The following is a 15,199-nucleotide window of genomic DNA, read 5'->3' as shown; positions in this document are numbered from 1 at the left end:
CGTTCACCCGGTGTCCACCAGGGCTTTTTCGCCCGGACGGGTGGCTCGTCCCGTTCCCGTTCGTGGGACCGGCGGCTGCTACTCGGCGCGCAGCGCCACCACCGGGTCGAGCCGGCCGGCCCGCTGCGCCGGCACCACGCCGAACACGATGCCCACCGCCGCCGAGACGCCGAAGGCGAGCGCCAGCGACCACCAGGTGATCGCCGCCGGGATCGGCGAGAACGCGTCGACCAGCAGCGCGGTGCCGACGCCGAGCGCCATCCCGGTCAGGCCGCCGATCGAGGTGAGCAGCACCGCCTCCAGCAGGAACTGCACGCCGATGTCCCGGGGGCGGGCGCCGACCGCCTTGCGCAGGCCGATCTCCCGGGTGCGCTCGCGTACCGAGACCAGCATGATGTTCGAGACGCCGACGCCGCCGACCAGCAGCGAGATGCCGGCGATGGCGGCCAGGACGCCGGTGAGCACACCCAGGATGTCGCCGAGCACGCCCAGGATCTGCTGCTGGGTGACGGCGCTGAACTCGGTGTCCGGGTGCCGGCGGGACAGCTCCGCCACGATCCGCTCGCCGAGCTGGTCGATCCGTTCCCGGTCCGGCGCCTTGACCGCGATGCCGTCGATGCGCTGGGTGCCCCACAGCCGCTGCGCGGCGGTCACCGGTACGTGCACCTCGTCGTCCCGGTCCACGCCGAGGCTCTGCCCCAGCGGCGCGAAGACGCCGATCACCCGGAACCGCACGCCGGCGAGGGTGACCTGCTGGCCGAGCGGGTCCCGCTCGGGGAAGAGCGCCCGGGCCACCGAGGCGCCGAGCACCGCCACCCGGCGGCTGGTGTCGACGTCCGCGCCGGTCAGGTAGCGACCCCGGGCCAGCGACCGGGTGAACACCGACGGGGTGGTCTCCAGCACGCCCTGCACGGTGGTGAAGTCCGACCGGTTGCCGGCGCGGGCGGTCGCGCCGGAGGCCACCGTCACGGCCACCCGGCCGGGGTCGCCGACCACCCGGGAGACGGCGTCGACGTCCTTGAGGTCCAACGGCGACACCACCGGGGCGGTGCCCACCTCGATCTTTCCGGGCACCACCAGGAGCAGGTTCGAGCCGAGCCCTTCGACCTGCTGCTCCACCTGCTGCTTGGTGCCGGTGCCGATGGCCACCAGGATCACCACCGAGGCGACCCCGATGATCACGCCGAGCATGGTCAGCAGGCTGCGCATCCGGTTGGCCCGCAGCGCGTCCAGCGCCACCCGCCAGGCCTCGGCCACCCTCATCCGGCACCCCCGGCGCCGGCGCGCGGAAGGCGCCCGGTGGCTCCGGTGGCGCCACCGGAGCCACCGGGCGGGTGCCCCGGGCCGCTTCCGGACGCGGACCGGGGCTCCGCGCTGGGAGCGGGGTCCAGTGTCGCAGGTGCGCCGGAACCGCCCGACCCCGGTCGATCATGACGGGTGTCGGAGCGGATCAGCCCGTCCCGGACGGCGATCCGGCGGCGCGCCCGGGCGGCCACCTCCTGGTCGTGCGTGACCATCACCAGGGCCACCCCGGACTCGGCGTTCAACCGCTCCAGCAGCTCCAGCACCGCCTCGCCGGTGGCGCTGTCCAGGTTGCCGGTGGGCTCGTCGGCCAGCAGCACCGCCGGCTCGGTGACCAACGCCCGGGCGATCGCCACCCGCTGCTGCTCGCCGCCGGAGAGCTGGTTGGGCCGGTGGTGCAGCCGGTGGGAGAGCCCGACCCGGCCGAGCATCGCCGCCGCCCGTTCCCGTCGCTGCCGCGCGCCGACGCCCCGGTAGACCAACGGCAGCGCCACGTTGTCCACCGCGGACGTCCGGGCCAGCAGGTGGAACGCCTGGAAGACGAAGCCGATGGTCTCGTTGCGCAGCGTCGCCAGTTCCGGGGCGGTCAGCGTGGCCACGTCCCGGCCACCGATCACCAACCGGCCGCCGGTGGGCCGGTCCAGCCCGCCGAGCAGGTGCATCAGCGTGGACTTGCCGGAGCCGGACGGGCCGATCACCGCCACGTACTCGCCCTGGTCGATGGTGAGCGAGACGCCGCGCAGCGCGGACACCGACACCCCGTCCAGCTCGTACGTGCGCGAGACGTCGACCGCCTCGACCGCGGCGACGGTCACGGGAGTTCCTGGCCGTCGCGGACCTGGTCGGCGCCGCGCACCACCACCCGGTCGCCGGCCCGCACCCCGTCCACGATCTGCACCAGGTCCTGACCCTGCACGCCGACCGTCACCGGAACCCGGTCCGCGCGTCCGTCGCGCAGCACCCAGACCGCGTCCCGTCCGTCCGCGGAGAACACCGCCGAGGCCGGTACGGCCACCGCGTCGGCGGCCTCCCGCACCCGGAGCCGGACCACCGCGTTCATCCCGGGGCGGGGCGCCGGCGCGGCCTCCGCCTCACCGAGCCGACCGGCGCCCAGGTCCAGCCGGACCCGGTAGGTGACCCCGCCCCGGGCCGAGCTGGTGGGCAACACGTCGACGGACCGCACCGTGGCGTCGTAGGTCGCGCCGGTCACCGCGTCCAACTCGACCGAGGCGGGCACCCCGGCCCGAACCAGCAGCACGTCGGTCTCGTCGACCTCGGCGAGCAGGCCCAGCCGCCCGGTGTCCACCACCGTGAGCACCGGGGTGCCGGCGGTGACCCGGCCACCGGCCGGCACCGCGTCGTCGACCCCCGCCGGCGGGCCGCCCTGACCGGCCGCGCCCAGCGCCGACGGGTCCAGCCCGGGCACCGACCCGCCGCCGGCCGCGCCGAGCAGCCCGGCGAGGTCGGTCGGCGCCGCCGCCCGGGTGCCACCCGGCTGCACCACGCCGCCGATCGGGGCGCGCAGGGTCAACGCGTCCACTGTCGCCTTCGCCAGGTCGTACGCCTGCTGGGCCTGGAGGCGCTGCGCGGCCGACAGCGCGCCGACGGCGCTGTTCAGGCCCGCCACGCCGCGCTGCACGGCGGTGACCGCGCGGTCGGCGGCGCGGGCGGCCGACTCGTACTGCTGCTGCGCCGACCGGACCTGGAGCAGCAGCGCGGCGCGCAACCGCGGGTCGCCGACCTTGCCGGCGGCGGCGCGGGCGGCGGCGAACGCCTCGTCCGCGGCCTTGTCGGTGCCGCGCCGGCTGCCGCCCAGGTCGCCGACGCCGACGCCCCGGCCGGCGCGCTTCGCCGCGCGCAACGCCTCCCGCGCCTGCGCCAGCCGGTCCCGCGCGGACGGCGAGTCGATCACCGCGAGCACCTGCCCGCGGGAAACCCGCTGTCCGGGTTGGACCCGCAGGCTCGCCAGCGTGCCGTCGGCGGGGGCGGTGAGCGTGGCGGCGGCCCGGGCGGTCACCGTGGCCGGCGCGTCGATCACCTCGCTCACCGGCGCGCGGCCGACCGGGGCGACGGCGACGGCGGAGGTGTCGTCACCGCAGGAGGCGGCGGTGGTGCCGGTCAGGGCGACGACGGCGAGGAGGGCGGTGACGAGACGGGGGCGGCGGGCCGCGGGCAGCCGCGGCGAGGGAGTGCGGGCCACCCGGCCCATGCTACGACCCGTCGACCGGTGTCGACGGGTCAGCCGGCGGCGGTTCGCACGTAGGCGACGCAGTCGTCCTGCAACGTCGACCACGGGTCGCCGAACACCTCGTCGGCGGCCTCGGCCGGGGACCGGCGCTGGTGCACCACGGCCCGGAAGAAGTCCAGCACCCGCTGCTCGCCGTAGCGGTCGACCAGGTGCCGCACGGCCAGGTACCCGACGCCGTAGGCGCCGCCGACCCGGTCGTCGCTCGCGTCGTCGGCCGGAGCCACCGCGTCCAGCCGGCCGGACCACCCGCCCCGGAGCAGCTTGCGCACCTCGGCCAGGCCCTCGTAGCGGTCGACCGGCTGGCCGTCGGTGCCGGCGTACTCGGCCAGCCCCTCCACCAGCCACCAGCTCGCCCGATCCGCGTAACCCTGCTCCGGCAGCGAGGCGGCGTGGGTCAGCTCGTGCCGCAGCAGGTCGTCCACCCCGGCCGGGGAGAGGCTCTGCGCGTTGAGCACGACGTCGTGCCGCCCCCCACCGACGCCCACCGCGTACCCGGCGGTCCACTTCGGTCGGCCACCGCCGTACCAACGCTGCCACTCCGCCCGCCCGGCGTAGAAGACCAGGTAGCGGTCCGGAGGCGTGCCGTCGACCGCGTACCGGTCCGCGGCCCGGGCGGCCGACTCCGCCTGCGCCAGCAACCCCGGCAGCTTGGCCCGCTGGGCCGGCGTGGTGGCCACCACCGCCCGCTTTCCCACCGCGACGGCCAGGTCACTGACCTCCCACGGCCGCACGCCCGCCGGATCCGTCCGGGACGGCTCCACGGCGGTCAGCCGCGGCTCCTCCCCCACCACCCGCCAACGGGTGCCCATCGTCGCCGTGCTCGGCCCGCAGCCCGGCACCACGAAGCAGTAGCCCACGGTCACCGTCAGCCGCCACTCCCCGGGCCGCCCGTCGACGGCCACCGGCACACCGACGGCGGCGGGTCGCCACACGCTGGTCCGCAGCGCGCGCAACGCCGCGTACCGCTTGCTGAGCGCCGGCCGGGCCGCCGGCTCGGCCACCGCGAGGAACCCGGCCCGGTCGCCGCCGAGCAGCGCGCCGGCCTGGCGGTCGAGCTGCGTGACCATCCGCTCGGCGAGCCGCCGCTGCTCCGGCGTGCCCCGGTCCTCACGGCCCGCGGCCGGCCGCCCGGCCGCGTCGGGCGCCAACTGCCGCAGGAGTACGCCGGGCACCGCGCCCGCCGTCAGCCCGAGGGCCAGGCCGAGGGCGGTCCAGAGCGGCCAGCGTCGTTTCTTCGCCGCCCTCCCGATCGGGGCAGGCGCATGGGGTACGGCCACCTGCGGCGGCATCGAGGGCGACGGTGTCGAGGGCGACGGTGTCGAGGGCGACGGCGCCGAGGACGGTGGTGTCGAGGGCGACGGCGCCGAGGACGGTGGTGTCGAGGGCGACGGCGCCGAGGACGGTGGTGTCGAGGGCGACGGCGCCGAGGACGGTGGTGTCGAGGGCGACGGCGCCGGGCGGGGAGCGTCGGCGCCTTCCTCGGGCGCGGCCGCTGCCGGAGGGGATGCGGGCGTGATCGGCTCGGGCACTGTCGGCCTTGCAGCCGGGGCGGCCGGCACCCGCGTGGGCGCGACCGCACTCGGCGTCGGGTTGGCCGGGCTCGATTCCGGGGCGGATGCGACCGCGCCCGGCTCGGGGACGACAGCACTCGGCTCGGAGGCGACGGCACTCGGCTCGGCGGCGGCCGGCCTCCGGGCGGGGACGACCGCACCCGACTCGGAGGCGGCGCCACCTGGATCAGGGGTGGCCGGCTTCTGGGCGGGGGCGACCGCACGCGGCTCGGGGACAACGGCACTCGGCTCGCGGACGACGGCACTCGGCTCGGGGGCGGCCGGCCTCGGGGCAGGAAGGGCCGCGTCCGGCTCGGGTGCAGCCGGGATCAGGACGGGAACGAATGCGCTCGAATCGGGTGCGGCCAGTGCAGGAGCGGGCGCGGTGGCACTCGACCCGGACGAGGCCGCGCTCGACCCGGACGAGGCCGCGCTCGACCCGGACGAGGCCGGGTCGGGTCCAGGGGCGGTCGTGCGGGGTGCGGGTGCGGCCGGTCCGGAAACGGGGACCTTCGCGACCGGGCGGGGTGTGACCTGCGCTGACGACTCACGGCTCGCCGGGTCCGAACTCCCGACCGGGGTCGGATCGGGTGACGCCTCGACGCGCGGGCGTGGCCCCTCGCCGTCGCTCCCGGCGCGTGGCTCGTCGCCGTCGGCTGCCCGGCCGGGAGGCTCCTCGTCGCCGTCGGTCACCGGCGAAGGGTACGACCAATCGGGCGTTCCGGGAAAGAGTCCTACCCGTAATCCCTGCCGCCCCCACCCGGCACCGCGCCGTACCGGCACCGTGCATCGATCTTGGAGTTGTGGCGCCCAGCATGTCGGATTGACCCGTTATCCCAGGTGCCACAACTTCAAGATCGACGGGGACGCGGACGCGGGCAAGGGTGCGGACGCGGGCGGCCGGGGGGTGGAGCCCGCGACCAATCTCCGCGCCGGACCGCGAGCCAGATCTTGGAAGGAAACGGCCCTCATAGGGGCCTCAAACTTCCAAGATCCAGCCGTGTGTCGAGATCTTGGTACCGATCCGCCCCTCCGAGGGCGGATCGGTACCAAGATCGGCCGCGCGCCTCGCCGCGAGGGCGGGTCAGATCGGGTTGCCAGAGCGGATGAGGACGGCCTTGTCGACGGCCCAGAGCAGCACCAGGGCCGCGCCGGGAAGTGGGTGACCGGCCAGGGCTAGCAGGACGCCGCCGCCGAGGAAGCAGGCCGCCTGCACGCCCAGCTTGGCCGGGGCGGGCAGCGCCACGGTCGCCCGGGGCGAGCAGAACACACCCCAGACGACGGCGATCACCAGCGGCGCGCCGAGGCCGGCGAGCAGCCGCACCGGCCAGCCGGCGTCGAGCGTGAAGCCCCAGAGTCCGGCCGCCGCGAGCAGCGCCAGCTCCAGCAGGAAGATCAGACCCAGCAGCAGCGCCTTCACCGGGACCGCCAGCCGCGGTAGGCGAGGTCCAGCCCGTCGACCATCTGGTCGAACGAACGGTCGACGTCGCGGGGCAGCCCGAACCCGCCCGCCGCCTCCAGGGAGACGAAGCCGTGCACGGTGGCCCGGAACATCCGGGTGGCGTCGACGGCCGCGTCACCGTCGAGGCCGTACCCGCGCAGGATCGCGAAGATCGCGCCGACCGCGCGTTCGGCGGCGGCCAGGTGCTCGGGGTCGGCCGGGTCGGGCGCGCGCTGGGCGGCCGGGTAGCGGCCGGGGTGCCGGTGGGCGTACGCCCGGTAGGCGGCGGCGACGGCGTGCAAGGCGTCGTCGCCGGCCCGGCCCGCGGCGGCGGCGGTCAGCACGTCGGCCATCTCGGCGGCAGCGAGCACGGCGAGCTTCTGGTGCAGCGCGTCCACGCCCCGCACGTGCTTGTAGAGGCTGGGCAGCGCGACGCCGAGCCGGCCGGCGAGCGCGGCCAGGGTCAGCCGGTCGTAGCCGACCTCGTCGGCGAGCACGGCGGCCTCCCGGACCACCGTCGCGGGGGTCAGCCCGGCCCTAGGCACGCGCGGTCGCCGTCAGGAACTCGGCCAGGTCGGCAGCGGTGGCGTCGGGCTGGTCGGCGTGCGGGTAGTGGCCGGAGTCGGCGATCATGCGCGCCTCGGCGACAGCGAACTGCCGGCGGGCGGCGCGGGCCTCGGCGCCCGGGTCGGGGAAGTCCGGGTCCTTCGTGCCCATCAGCACCAGCACCGGTTGCCGCACCTCGGGCGCCCGCGTGGTCCAGTGCGGGTCGACCGGCGCGATCACCCCGCGCACCGCGTCCATCCGGCCGCGCAGCCTGGCGACCATCTCCTTGCGGTACGCGGCGTCGTCGGCCGGTCGGACACACGGGAAGAGCGTGCGGTGGAACAGCCCGAACAGCCGGGGGCTGCGGAGCACGGCCGCCTGGGCGGCCCGCATCGCCAGGTTCGGCTTCGGGGCGGCGACGAACGGGCTGATCTGCACGATGCCGCTGACCAGGTCGGGCGCGTCGGCGCCGGCGAAGACGACGCCGGCCCCGCTGGACGAGCTGCCGACCAGCGTGGCCGGCCCACCGCCGAGCGCCCGGACCACGGCGAGCAGGTCGCCGCCGACCTCGGCCGGGGCGTACGTGGGCCAGTGCGGGCTGGAGTCGCCGTGCCCCCGTACGTCGATCGAGGCGACCCGGTAGCCGGCCGCCACCAGTCGGGGGGTCAGGTGCCGGAAGGCCGCCCGGTTCTCCCCCATGCCGTGCGCGAGCACCACGAGAGGCCCCGAGCCGTGCGTCTCGTACGCGATCGTCCCGCCGTCCCGCGCCACCCGGCTAACCGTCATAGCCATAAAGCTAATGTCGTTAGCCTTGCCGGTCAAGGCTCACTTCTTCGAGACCACCGCGCGGCCGAAGAACATCAGGTTGGCCGGGCGCTCGGCGAGCCGGCGCATCAGGTAGCCGTACCACTGGTCGCCGTAGGGGACGTAGGTGCGGACCGTGTAGCCCTCGCCGACCAGGCGCTTCTGCTCCTCCGGGCGGATGCCGTAGAGCATCTGGAACTCGAACCGCCCCGGGTCGCGGTCGAACCAGCGGGCCCGGTCCTCGCCGATGGCGATCAGGCGCGGGTCGTGGGTGGCCAGCATCGGGTAGCCGTCGCCGGCCATCAGCACGTTCATGCAGCGCACGTAGGACTTGTCCACCTCGCGGGCGGACTGGTACGCCACCGACTCGGGCTCCTTGTACGCGCCCTTGCACAGCCGCACCCGGGACCCGGCCGCGGACAGCTCGCGGCAGTCCGACTCGGTCCGCCGCAGGTACGCCTGGAGCACCGCGCCGGTCGACGGGTGGTCCTTGCGCAGCTTGGCCAGGATGTCCAGGGTCGAGTCGGTGGTGGTGTGGTCCTCCATGTCCAGGGTGACCGTGGTGCCGGCCGCGTCGGCCGCCGCGCAGATCTGCCGCGCGTTGTCGTACGCGAACTGCTCGTCGAACGCCTGGCCGAGCGCGGACAGCTTCACGCTGACCTCGGCGGCCGGGGTGAGGCCGGCGGCCCCGAGCAGGCGCAGCAGCGTGAGGTACTCGTCCCGGGTGGCGTTCGCCTGCTCCGGGGTGGTGGTGTCCTCGCCCAGGTAGTCGAGGGTGACCGCTTGGCCGTCGGCGACGAGTGCGCGGGTCGCGCGCAGCGCGTCGTCGGTGGCGGCGCCGGCGACGAACCGGCGGACGACGTCCCGGGTGAACGGGGCCGTCGCGACGAGCCGCTCCACCTGGGTTGACCGGGAGGCGGCGAGGATGACGGAACGGAGCATGAGCCGAGCGTAACGCCCGGCCCGGGGCCCTCGCCGGGCGCGGCGGCCAACCTCACTCGGCACGCGAACCCGGGACGCGGGGCACCGGCGCTGGCGGCCATCGGCTACAACGTTCACGTGGATCGACGACACCCCCGGCGCCGGCTCCGCTCGGCCACCGTGCAGCTCGGCGCGCTGACCGCGCTGGCCCTCGCGCTCACCGGTTGCAACAACGGCTACGACGACGACGATGACGACTGCGCGCTCGGCCCGGCCGGCGGGGGCGGCGACACCGTCGCCGTGGCCCTGCGCGTCCCGGCCCCGGCCACCGCCGCACGCGGCGACACGGCCCCGGCCGCCGCGCTGCCCGACCGGGGCGGCTTCGGCACCCACCTCGCCTCCTGCGGCGGCTGACGTGCGCCGCGAGGCGAGCACCCCGCGCCCCGACTGGGACGACACCATCCGGACCCAGGGCCTGGTGTACGTGGACACCGAGCTGCCCGACGGCGAGATCATGTCGTACTGGGACGAGACCGCGGCCTACTCCTTCACCCTGGACGAGGTGCTCCGGCTGGAGGAGGCGACCGAGGAGCTGCACCGGATGTCCGTCGCCGCCGCCGAGCACGTCGTGGCCCGCCGCCGGTACGCCGAGTTCGGCATCCCGGAATGGGCCGCCGAGGCGGTCGCCCGCTCGCTGCGGGAGGCCCCGCCGACGCTCTACGGCCGGTTCGACCTCTGGTACGACGGCAGCTGGCCGCCGAAGATGCTGGAGTACAACGCCGACACCCCGACCGCGCTGGTCGAGGCGAGCATCGTGCAGTGGTACTGGCTGGAGGACACCCGCCCGGACGCGGACCAGTGGAACAGCCTGCACGAGCGGCTGACCGCCTCGTGGGCCAAGATCGGCGCCGGGCTGCACGACCCCCGGGTGCACGTGCTCTGGTCGAACGAGGAGGAGTCGGGCGAGGACCAGATCACCGCCGGCTACCTGGCCGAGACCGCCCGCCAGGCCGGGCTGGACGTGACGCTCATGCCGATCCAGCACGTCGGCTGGGACGGGCGGCGCTTCGTCGACGCCGACGACCGGCCGATCACCACCTGCTTCAAGCTCTACCCCTGGGAGTGGATGCTCGCCGAGCCGTACGGGCGGCCGGCGCTGGACCCGGGCACCCCGACCACCTGGATCGAGCCGGCCTGGAAGCTGCTGCTGTCGAACAAGGCGCTGCTGGCCGTGCTCTGGGAGCTGTACCCGGGCCACGAGCTGCTGCTGCCGGCATACCTCGACTCGCCGCGCGGGATGACCGAGTACGTGGCCAAGCCGCTGCTCGGCCGCGAGGGCGGCTCGGTACGCATCGTGACCGGCGGCACCGAGATCACCAACCCGGGGATCTACGGCGACGAGGGCTTCTGCTACCAGGAGTTCCGCGCGTTGCCCGAGTTCGCCGGCTACCGGACGGTGCTCGGCAGTTGGATCGTGGACGGCGGGTCGGCCGGTGCCGGGGTACGGGAGAGCGAGAGCCTCATCACTGACGGTTACGCGCGGTTCCTGCCCCACTACATCGACGCGCCGCGTCTGCCCTGAGTCGTCTACCGTTGGTGTCGTGAACTTCGACGCGTACGCCCGGACCGGGGTCGAGCTCGTCAACGCCCGGCTGGACGACCTCGACGGCCTGCGGGCCCTCTTCCCGGACGAGAACGCCTGGATGCGCGACGAGGTCGCGGAACGGGACCTGGCGATCTTCCGGCGGGCGCAGAAGCGCCTCCGGGACGTCTTCGCGTACGGCACCTCGGGGCGGGACGGCGAGGCGGTGGCGGAGCTGAACGCGCTGCTGGAGGCGTTCCCGGTGCAGCCGCGCATCTCCGGCCACGACTCCTCCGACTGGCACATGCACGTGACCAGCCGGGGCGCCTCGGTCTCCTCCGAATACCTGGCCGGCGCGGTCTGGGGGCTGTCGGTCTGGCTCTGCGAGTACGGCAGCGCCCGGTTCGGCGTCTGCGCGGACGAGCGCTGCGGCAACGTCTACCTGGACACCTCGTCCAACTGCTGCCGGCGGTTCTGCTCCGAGCGCTGCGCCACCCGCTCGCACGTGGCGGCGCACCGGGCCCGCAAGCGGGCCGCGGTCGGCGAGCAGGCGGTGCCGGCCCAGCCGCTCTCCCCGGTCATCTGACCCTCGGCCGGCGCGAGCCGGCTCAGGGCGTCGACCGGCGCGGGCCGTCGACCGGCGCGGGGCCGGCTCAGGCGTCGACCGGTGAGGGCGCGGTCAGGTTGGCCCGGGCGAACTCCAGCGACTCCCGCAGATCCGCCTCGCGGACCGCGCGGCTCTTCGCGCCCCGGGTGGTGACCTCCACCGCCACCGAGCCGGTGAAGCCGCGCCCGGCCAGCGAGCGGAGCAGCTCCGCGCAGGGCTGGCCGCCCCGGCCGGGCACCAGGTGCTCGTCCCGCCCCTCGCCGGTGCCGTCGCCCAGGTGCACGTGCGCCAGGCCGGAGCCCATCCGGTCGGCCATGGCCAGCGCGTCCGTGTGCGAGGCCGCGCAGTGCGAGAGGTCCAGCGTGTAGGAGGCGTAGCCGGTGTCGGTCGGGTCCCAGCCCGGCACGTACGGCACGAACTGCCGGCCGGCCATCCGCACCGGGAACATGTTCTCCACTGCGAAGCGCAGCCCGCCGAAGCGCCCGGCGATGGTGTCGAGCCCGTCGGCGAACGTGCGCGCGTAGTCGCGCTGCCAGGTGAACGGCGGGTGCACCACCACGGTCGGCGCCTCCAGCGTCTCGGCCAGCTCGGCGGCCCGCCGCAGCCGCTCCCACGGGTCGGCGCTCCACACCCGCTGGGTGACCAGCAGGCAGGGGGCGTGCACGGAGAGCACCGGGACGCCGTAGTGCTCGGAGAGACCACGCAGCGCGCCCGGATCCTGGCTGACCGGGTCGGTCCAGACCATCACCTCGATGCCGTCGTACCCGAGCGCCGCGGCGAGCTGGAACGCCGCCGCGGTCCGTTCGGGAAAGACCGAGGACGTGGACAGGAGCACCGGGACGCGGGAAGTCACGCCTCTGAGGGTAGCCGCCCCCGCCAGGAGGCATCGGGACGAGCAGCAGCAAAGCGCCCAGAGCGGCCGCGCGGATCACATCGGCGCGAGCTGATCCAACCGGCGCAGGATGACCCCCTCGCGCAGCGCCCAGGGGCAGATGTCCAGACTGTCGACGTCGAGCCGGCGCATGACCGCCTCGGCCACCACCGCGCCGGCCAGGAGCTGGTGGGCCCGCTGCGCGCTGACCCCCTCCAACTCCGGCAACTGGGCCGGCGGGATGTGCCGGACGAACCCGAGCACCTGGCGCAGGCCGGTGCGGGTCAGGCTGCGCCGGGCCCAGAGACCGGCGCCGGACGGCGCGGCCCCGGCCAACCGGGCCAGCGTGCGGAACGTCTTCGAGGTCGCGACCGGACGCTCCCAACCCACCTCGGTCAGCTGCTTCACCACCGGGTCGAGCTGCGCGTCCACGTACGCCCGCAGTTCCTCCACGGCCTCGGCCGGCGGCGGCAGCAGGCCGGCCGGGTCGACCGCCAGCCGCTCCCGGCTGAGCCGCCCCGCCCCGAGCGGCAGCGACACCGCGACGTCCGGGTGCTCGTCGATGCCGGCGGCCAGCTCCAGCGAGCCGCCACCGATGTCCATCGCCAGCAGCCGCCCGGCGGACCAGCCGAACCACCGCCGCACCGCGAGGAACGTCATCCGCGCCTCGTCCGCGCCGGAGAGCACCTCCAGGCGTACGCCGGTCTCGTCGCGGACCCGGGCCAGCACCTCGCCGGCGTTGGTGGCGTCGCGGACCGCGCTGGTGGCGAACGCCAGCAGGTCCTCGGCGCCCAGCCCGTCGGCCGCCGCCCGGGCCATGCCGACGGCCTTGACCAGCCCGTCCGCCCCGGTGTCGGTCAGCGCGCCGTCCGGACCGATCTGCTCGGCCAGCCGCAGCACCACCTTCTCGGAGTGGGCCGGCCAGGGATGGGCGCCGTGATGGGCGTCGACCACCAGCAGGTGCACCGTGTTGGAACCGACGTCGAGGACACCCAGTCGCATGGGAAGAACCCTAGGGGCAACACGTTTCGTCGGCTCGCCGGCCGGGCGGGGTGACCGCGCGTACGCTGGTCCGGGTGACAGGGCAGATCGAGCTTCACGTGCTGGTGGACGACCCCGACGACCCGCGCAGCCGCGAGGTCGGGCTGGACTTCCCGCGGGAGTGGATCGAGTTCGTCGACCCGGCCGACCCGAAGCACGTCGTCCGCGCCGACCTGACCTGGCTGCTGTCCCGCTGGACGTGCGTCTTCGGCCGGGGCTGCCACGGCATCATCGCCGGGCGGGCCGCCGACGGGTGCTGCTCGCACGGCGCGTTCTTCACCGACTCCGACGACGAGAAGCGGGTGCGGGCGGCGGTCAAGCGGCTGACGCCGGAGACCTGGCAGCACTTCCGCCGCGGCTTCAAGAACTGGACCGAGAACGACACGGTCGACGGCAAGACCCCGGCCCGGCGCACCGCCACCCGCGACGTCGACGCGCCGTGCGTGTTCCTCAACGACGCCGACTTCGCCGGTGGCGGCGGCTGCGCCCTGCACGCCCAGGCGCTGCGCGACGGCGTGCACCCGCTGGAATACAAGCCCGACGTCTGCTGGCAGCTACCGGTGCGCCGCGACCAGGAGTGGCACACCCGGCCGGACAACACCAAGGTGCTGATCTCCACGCTCGCCGAGTTCGACCGGCGCGGCTGGGGCGCGGGCGGGCACGACCTGGACTGGTGGTGCACCTCGTCCACCGACGCGCACGTCGGCGCCGAGCCGATGTACCTCTCCTACGGGCCCGAGCTGACCGCGCTGGTCGGCGCGCCCGCGTACGCGAAGCTGGCCGAACTCTGCGCCGCCCGCTTCCGCCAGGGCCAGGTCGCCCCCCACCCGGCCAGCGAGTAAGGAAGGGCCCCTTATTAACGCCTCCGGTAGAGGAGGGGCCCCCTCTTAACGCTCCGGGAGCGCCGCGTCGATCAGGGCGTGGGCGCTCCGCTTCGCCGCGTCGGCGACCGCCGGGTCGCCGTCGAGCACTCCACCGGCCAGCCCGCCGTCGAGCAGCAGGGTCAGCTGACGGGCCAGCAACTCCGGCTCGGCCGCCCCGGCCTGCCGGGCCAGGTCGGTCACCCAGGCCCGCACCGCGTTCTTGTGCGCGACGGTACGGGCGTGCACCGGGCTCCCGGCGGGTGACTCGGCCGCGGTGTTGATGAACGCGCAGCCGTGGTAGCCCTCGCGGCGGCAGGCGCCGCCGAGCGCGTCGAACATGCCGACGAGCTGCGCCCGGGGATCGTCACCGGCCTCCCGGGCCGCGTCCCGCAACGCGCCGGACCAGGCCAGGTCGACCTTGTCCAGGTACGCCAGGACCAGGTCGTCCTTGCGTGGGAAGTGCTTGTAGAGCGTGGCCTTGGCGACGCCCGACTCGGCGATCACCGTGTCCACCCCGACGCCACGTGGCCCGTACGCGTAGAACAGCCGGAACGCGGTCTCCAGGATGCGGTCCCGGGCGGTGCCGGCGGGCGTGCGGGCCATGGTTCCTCCTCCGTCGTTCGGCGAAGTCTACAGACCGGTACGTCTCCTCACCCTTCTAGTAGACAGACCTGTCTGTTAGTCTCGGTCGCATCGGGCGTGGCAGTCGTGGTCGCGCCGTAATCGGAGGACGGATTCGACATGCGCATCGCAGTACTGGGCACCGGCATGGTGGGGCGGGCCATCGCCGCTCGCGCGGCCGAGCTGGGGCACGAGGTCGTCGTCGGCACCCGGGACGTCGCCGCCACACAGGCCGGAGACTGGGCCGACTGGGCCGCCGGACATTCCGGCGTCACCCTGGCCGGCCACGCCGACGCCACCGCCGAGGCCGACCTGGTGGTGAACGCGACCAGCGGCGACGGCTCCCTGCCCGCGCTCGACGCGGCGGGCGCGGAGAACCTGGCCGGCAAGGTCCTGCTCGACATCGCCAACCCGCTCGACTTCAGCAAGGGTTTTCCGCCCACCCTGTCCGTGGTCAACGACGACTCGCTCGCCGAGCGGATCCAGCGGGCGTTCCCCCGCACCCGGGTGGTCAAGGCGCTGAACACGCTCACGGCCGACCTGATGACGCACCCCCGGCAGCTCGCCGACGGTGACCACAGCGTCTTCGTCTCCGGTGACGACGCCGAGGCCAAGAAGGTGGTCGTCGACCTGCTCACCAGCTTCGGCCACACCGACGTGATCGACCTGGGCGACATCACCACGGCACGGGGCACCGAGATGCTGCTGCCGATCTGGCTGCGCCTCTACGGCCGGCTGGGCACTTCCCTGTTCAACGTCAAGGTCGTGCGCTGAGAACGCGCGAAGGCCGGCACCCGGTTGG

At 74.9% G+C, this 15,199-nt stretch carries 16 protein-coding genes; 5 read left to right on the top strand and 11 right to left on the bottom strand.

Annotation, left to right across the window (positions count from 1 at the left end):
• Nucleotides 1-78 precede the first annotated feature (78 nt).
• The 8 genes from CO540_RS22520 to CO540_RS22480 all read right to left on the bottom strand — a co-directional run bounded on the left by CO540_RS22520 (nucleotide 79) and on the right by CO540_RS22480 (nucleotide 8,833).
• The gene (locus tag CO540_RS22520) at nucleotides 79-1,263 is read right to left on the bottom strand and encodes an ABC transporter permease (RefSeq protein ID WP_099163548.1); all 1,185 of its coding nucleotides are present in this window, start codon (nucleotides 1,261-1,263) and stop codon (nucleotides 79-81) included.
• The gene (locus tag CO540_RS22515; protein ID WP_091569360.1) at nucleotides 1,260-2,117 is read right to left on the bottom strand and encodes an ABC transporter ATP-binding protein; all 858 of its coding nucleotides are present in this window, start codon (nucleotides 2,115-2,117) and stop codon (nucleotides 1,260-1,262) included. The genes CO540_RS22520 and CO540_RS22515 overlap by 4 nt, the downstream gene beginning before the upstream one ends.
• A complete protein-coding gene (locus tag CO540_RS22510; protein ID WP_099163547.1) occupies nucleotides 2,114-3,511 on the bottom strand; it encodes an efflux RND transporter periplasmic adaptor subunit in 1,398 nt (465 codons plus the stop codon). The genes CO540_RS22515 and CO540_RS22510 overlap by 4 nt, the downstream gene beginning before the upstream one ends.
• 29 nt (nucleotides 3,512-3,540) lie before the next feature.
• A complete protein-coding gene (locus CO540_RS22505; RefSeq protein WP_099163546.1) occupies nucleotides 3,541-4,839 on the bottom strand; it encodes a hypothetical protein in 1,299 nt (432 codons plus the stop codon).
• Between the two features lie 1,345 nt (nucleotides 4,840-6,184).
• Nucleotides 6,185-6,520 carry a YrdB family protein gene (locus tag CO540_RS22495; RefSeq protein ID WP_099163544.1) on the bottom strand — a complete coding sequence of 112 codons (336 nt, stop codon included), beginning with the start codon at nucleotides 6,518-6,520 and terminating at the stop codon, nucleotides 6,185-6,187.
• Nucleotides 6,517-7,086 (bottom strand): TetR/AcrR family transcriptional regulator, encoded by a 570-nt coding sequence (locus CO540_RS22490; protein ID WP_099163543.1) that lies wholly within the window; start codon nucleotides 7,084-7,086, stop codon nucleotides 6,517-6,519. Before CO540_RS22490 ends, CO540_RS22495 begins: the two co-directional genes overlap by 4 nt.
• Complete coding sequence (locus tag CO540_RS22485; RefSeq protein ID WP_099163542.1) at nucleotides 7,079-7,873, bottom strand: alpha/beta fold hydrolase; 795 nt, start codon at nucleotides 7,871-7,873, stop codon at nucleotides 7,079-7,081. The genes CO540_RS22490 and CO540_RS22485 overlap by 8 nt, the downstream gene beginning before the upstream one ends.
• A 39-nt stretch (nucleotides 7,874-7,912) precedes the next feature.
• On the bottom strand, nucleotides 7,913-8,833 hold the full coding sequence (locus CO540_RS22480; RefSeq protein ID WP_091569337.1) for a proline dehydrogenase family protein: 921 nt from the start codon (nucleotides 8,831-8,833) through the stop codon (nucleotides 7,913-7,915).
• A 117-nt stretch (nucleotides 8,834-8,950) separates the two neighbouring features.
• Between CO540_RS22480 and CO540_RS22475 the strand changes: the two genes are divergently transcribed.
• The 3 genes from CO540_RS22475 to CO540_RS22465 are packed head-to-tail and all read left to right on the top strand — an operon-like array spanning nucleotide 8,951 to nucleotide 10,980.
• Entirely contained in the window at nucleotides 8,951-9,226 is a 276-nt protein-coding gene (locus CO540_RS22475; protein ID WP_245666126.1) for a hypothetical protein, read from the top strand.
• A 1-nt stretch (nucleotide 9,227) separates the two neighbouring features.
• Nucleotides 9,228-10,394, top strand: a complete 1,167-nt coding sequence (locus CO540_RS22470) for a glutathionylspermidine synthase family protein (RefSeq protein ID WP_099163541.1) — start codon at nucleotides 9,228-9,230, stop codon at nucleotides 10,392-10,394.
• Nucleotides 10,395-10,413: 19 nt separating this feature from the next.
• The gene (locus CO540_RS22465; RefSeq protein ID WP_091569324.1) at nucleotides 10,414-10,980 is read left to right on the top strand and encodes a CGNR zinc finger domain-containing protein; all 567 of its coding nucleotides are present in this window, start codon (nucleotides 10,414-10,416) and stop codon (nucleotides 10,978-10,980) included.
• Between the two features lie 67 nt (nucleotides 10,981-11,047).
• On the opposite strand, the gene CO540_RS22460 is transcribed toward CO540_RS22465, so the two are convergent.
• A complete protein-coding gene (locus CO540_RS22460) occupies nucleotides 11,048-11,854 on the bottom strand; it encodes a sugar phosphate isomerase/epimerase (protein ID WP_172967911.1) in 807 nt (268 codons plus the stop codon).
• A gap of 75 nt (nucleotides 11,855-11,929) precedes the next feature.
• Complete coding sequence (locus CO540_RS22455) at nucleotides 11,930-12,874, bottom strand: Ppx/GppA phosphatase family protein (RefSeq protein ID WP_091569317.1); 945 nt, start codon at nucleotides 12,872-12,874, stop codon at nucleotides 11,930-11,932.
• A gap of 74 nt (nucleotides 12,875-12,948) precedes the next feature.
• Here CO540_RS22455 and CO540_RS22450 point away from each other — a divergent pair, with 74 nt between their 5' ends.
• The gene (locus CO540_RS22450; RefSeq protein WP_099164898.1) at nucleotides 12,949-13,755 is read left to right on the top strand and encodes a hypothetical protein; all 807 of its coding nucleotides are present in this window, start codon (nucleotides 12,949-12,951) and stop codon (nucleotides 13,753-13,755) included.
• 45 nt (nucleotides 13,756-13,800) lie between these two features.
• Here CO540_RS22450 and CO540_RS22445 read toward each other — a convergent pair whose 3' ends face one another.
• A complete protein-coding gene (locus CO540_RS22445) occupies nucleotides 13,801-14,379 on the bottom strand; it encodes a TetR/AcrR family transcriptional regulator (RefSeq protein WP_099163540.1) in 579 nt (192 codons plus the stop codon).
• 138 nt (nucleotides 14,380-14,517) lie between these two features.
• Between CO540_RS22445 and CO540_RS22440 the strand changes: the two genes are divergently transcribed.
• On the top strand, nucleotides 14,518-15,171 hold the full coding sequence (locus CO540_RS22440; RefSeq protein WP_099163539.1) for an NADPH-dependent F420 reductase: 654 nt from the start codon (nucleotides 14,518-14,520) through the stop codon (nucleotides 15,169-15,171).
• The last annotated feature ends 28 nt before the right edge of the window (nucleotides 15,172-15,199 follow it).

The organism is Micromonospora sp. WMMA2032 (assembly GCF_002688545.1).
In the GTDB taxonomy this organism is placed as follows: domain Bacteria; phylum Actinomycetota; class Actinomycetes; order Mycobacteriales; family Micromonosporaceae; genus Micromonospora; species Micromonospora sediminicola.
This window is presented reverse-complemented; position numbering and strand designations above follow the sequence as displayed.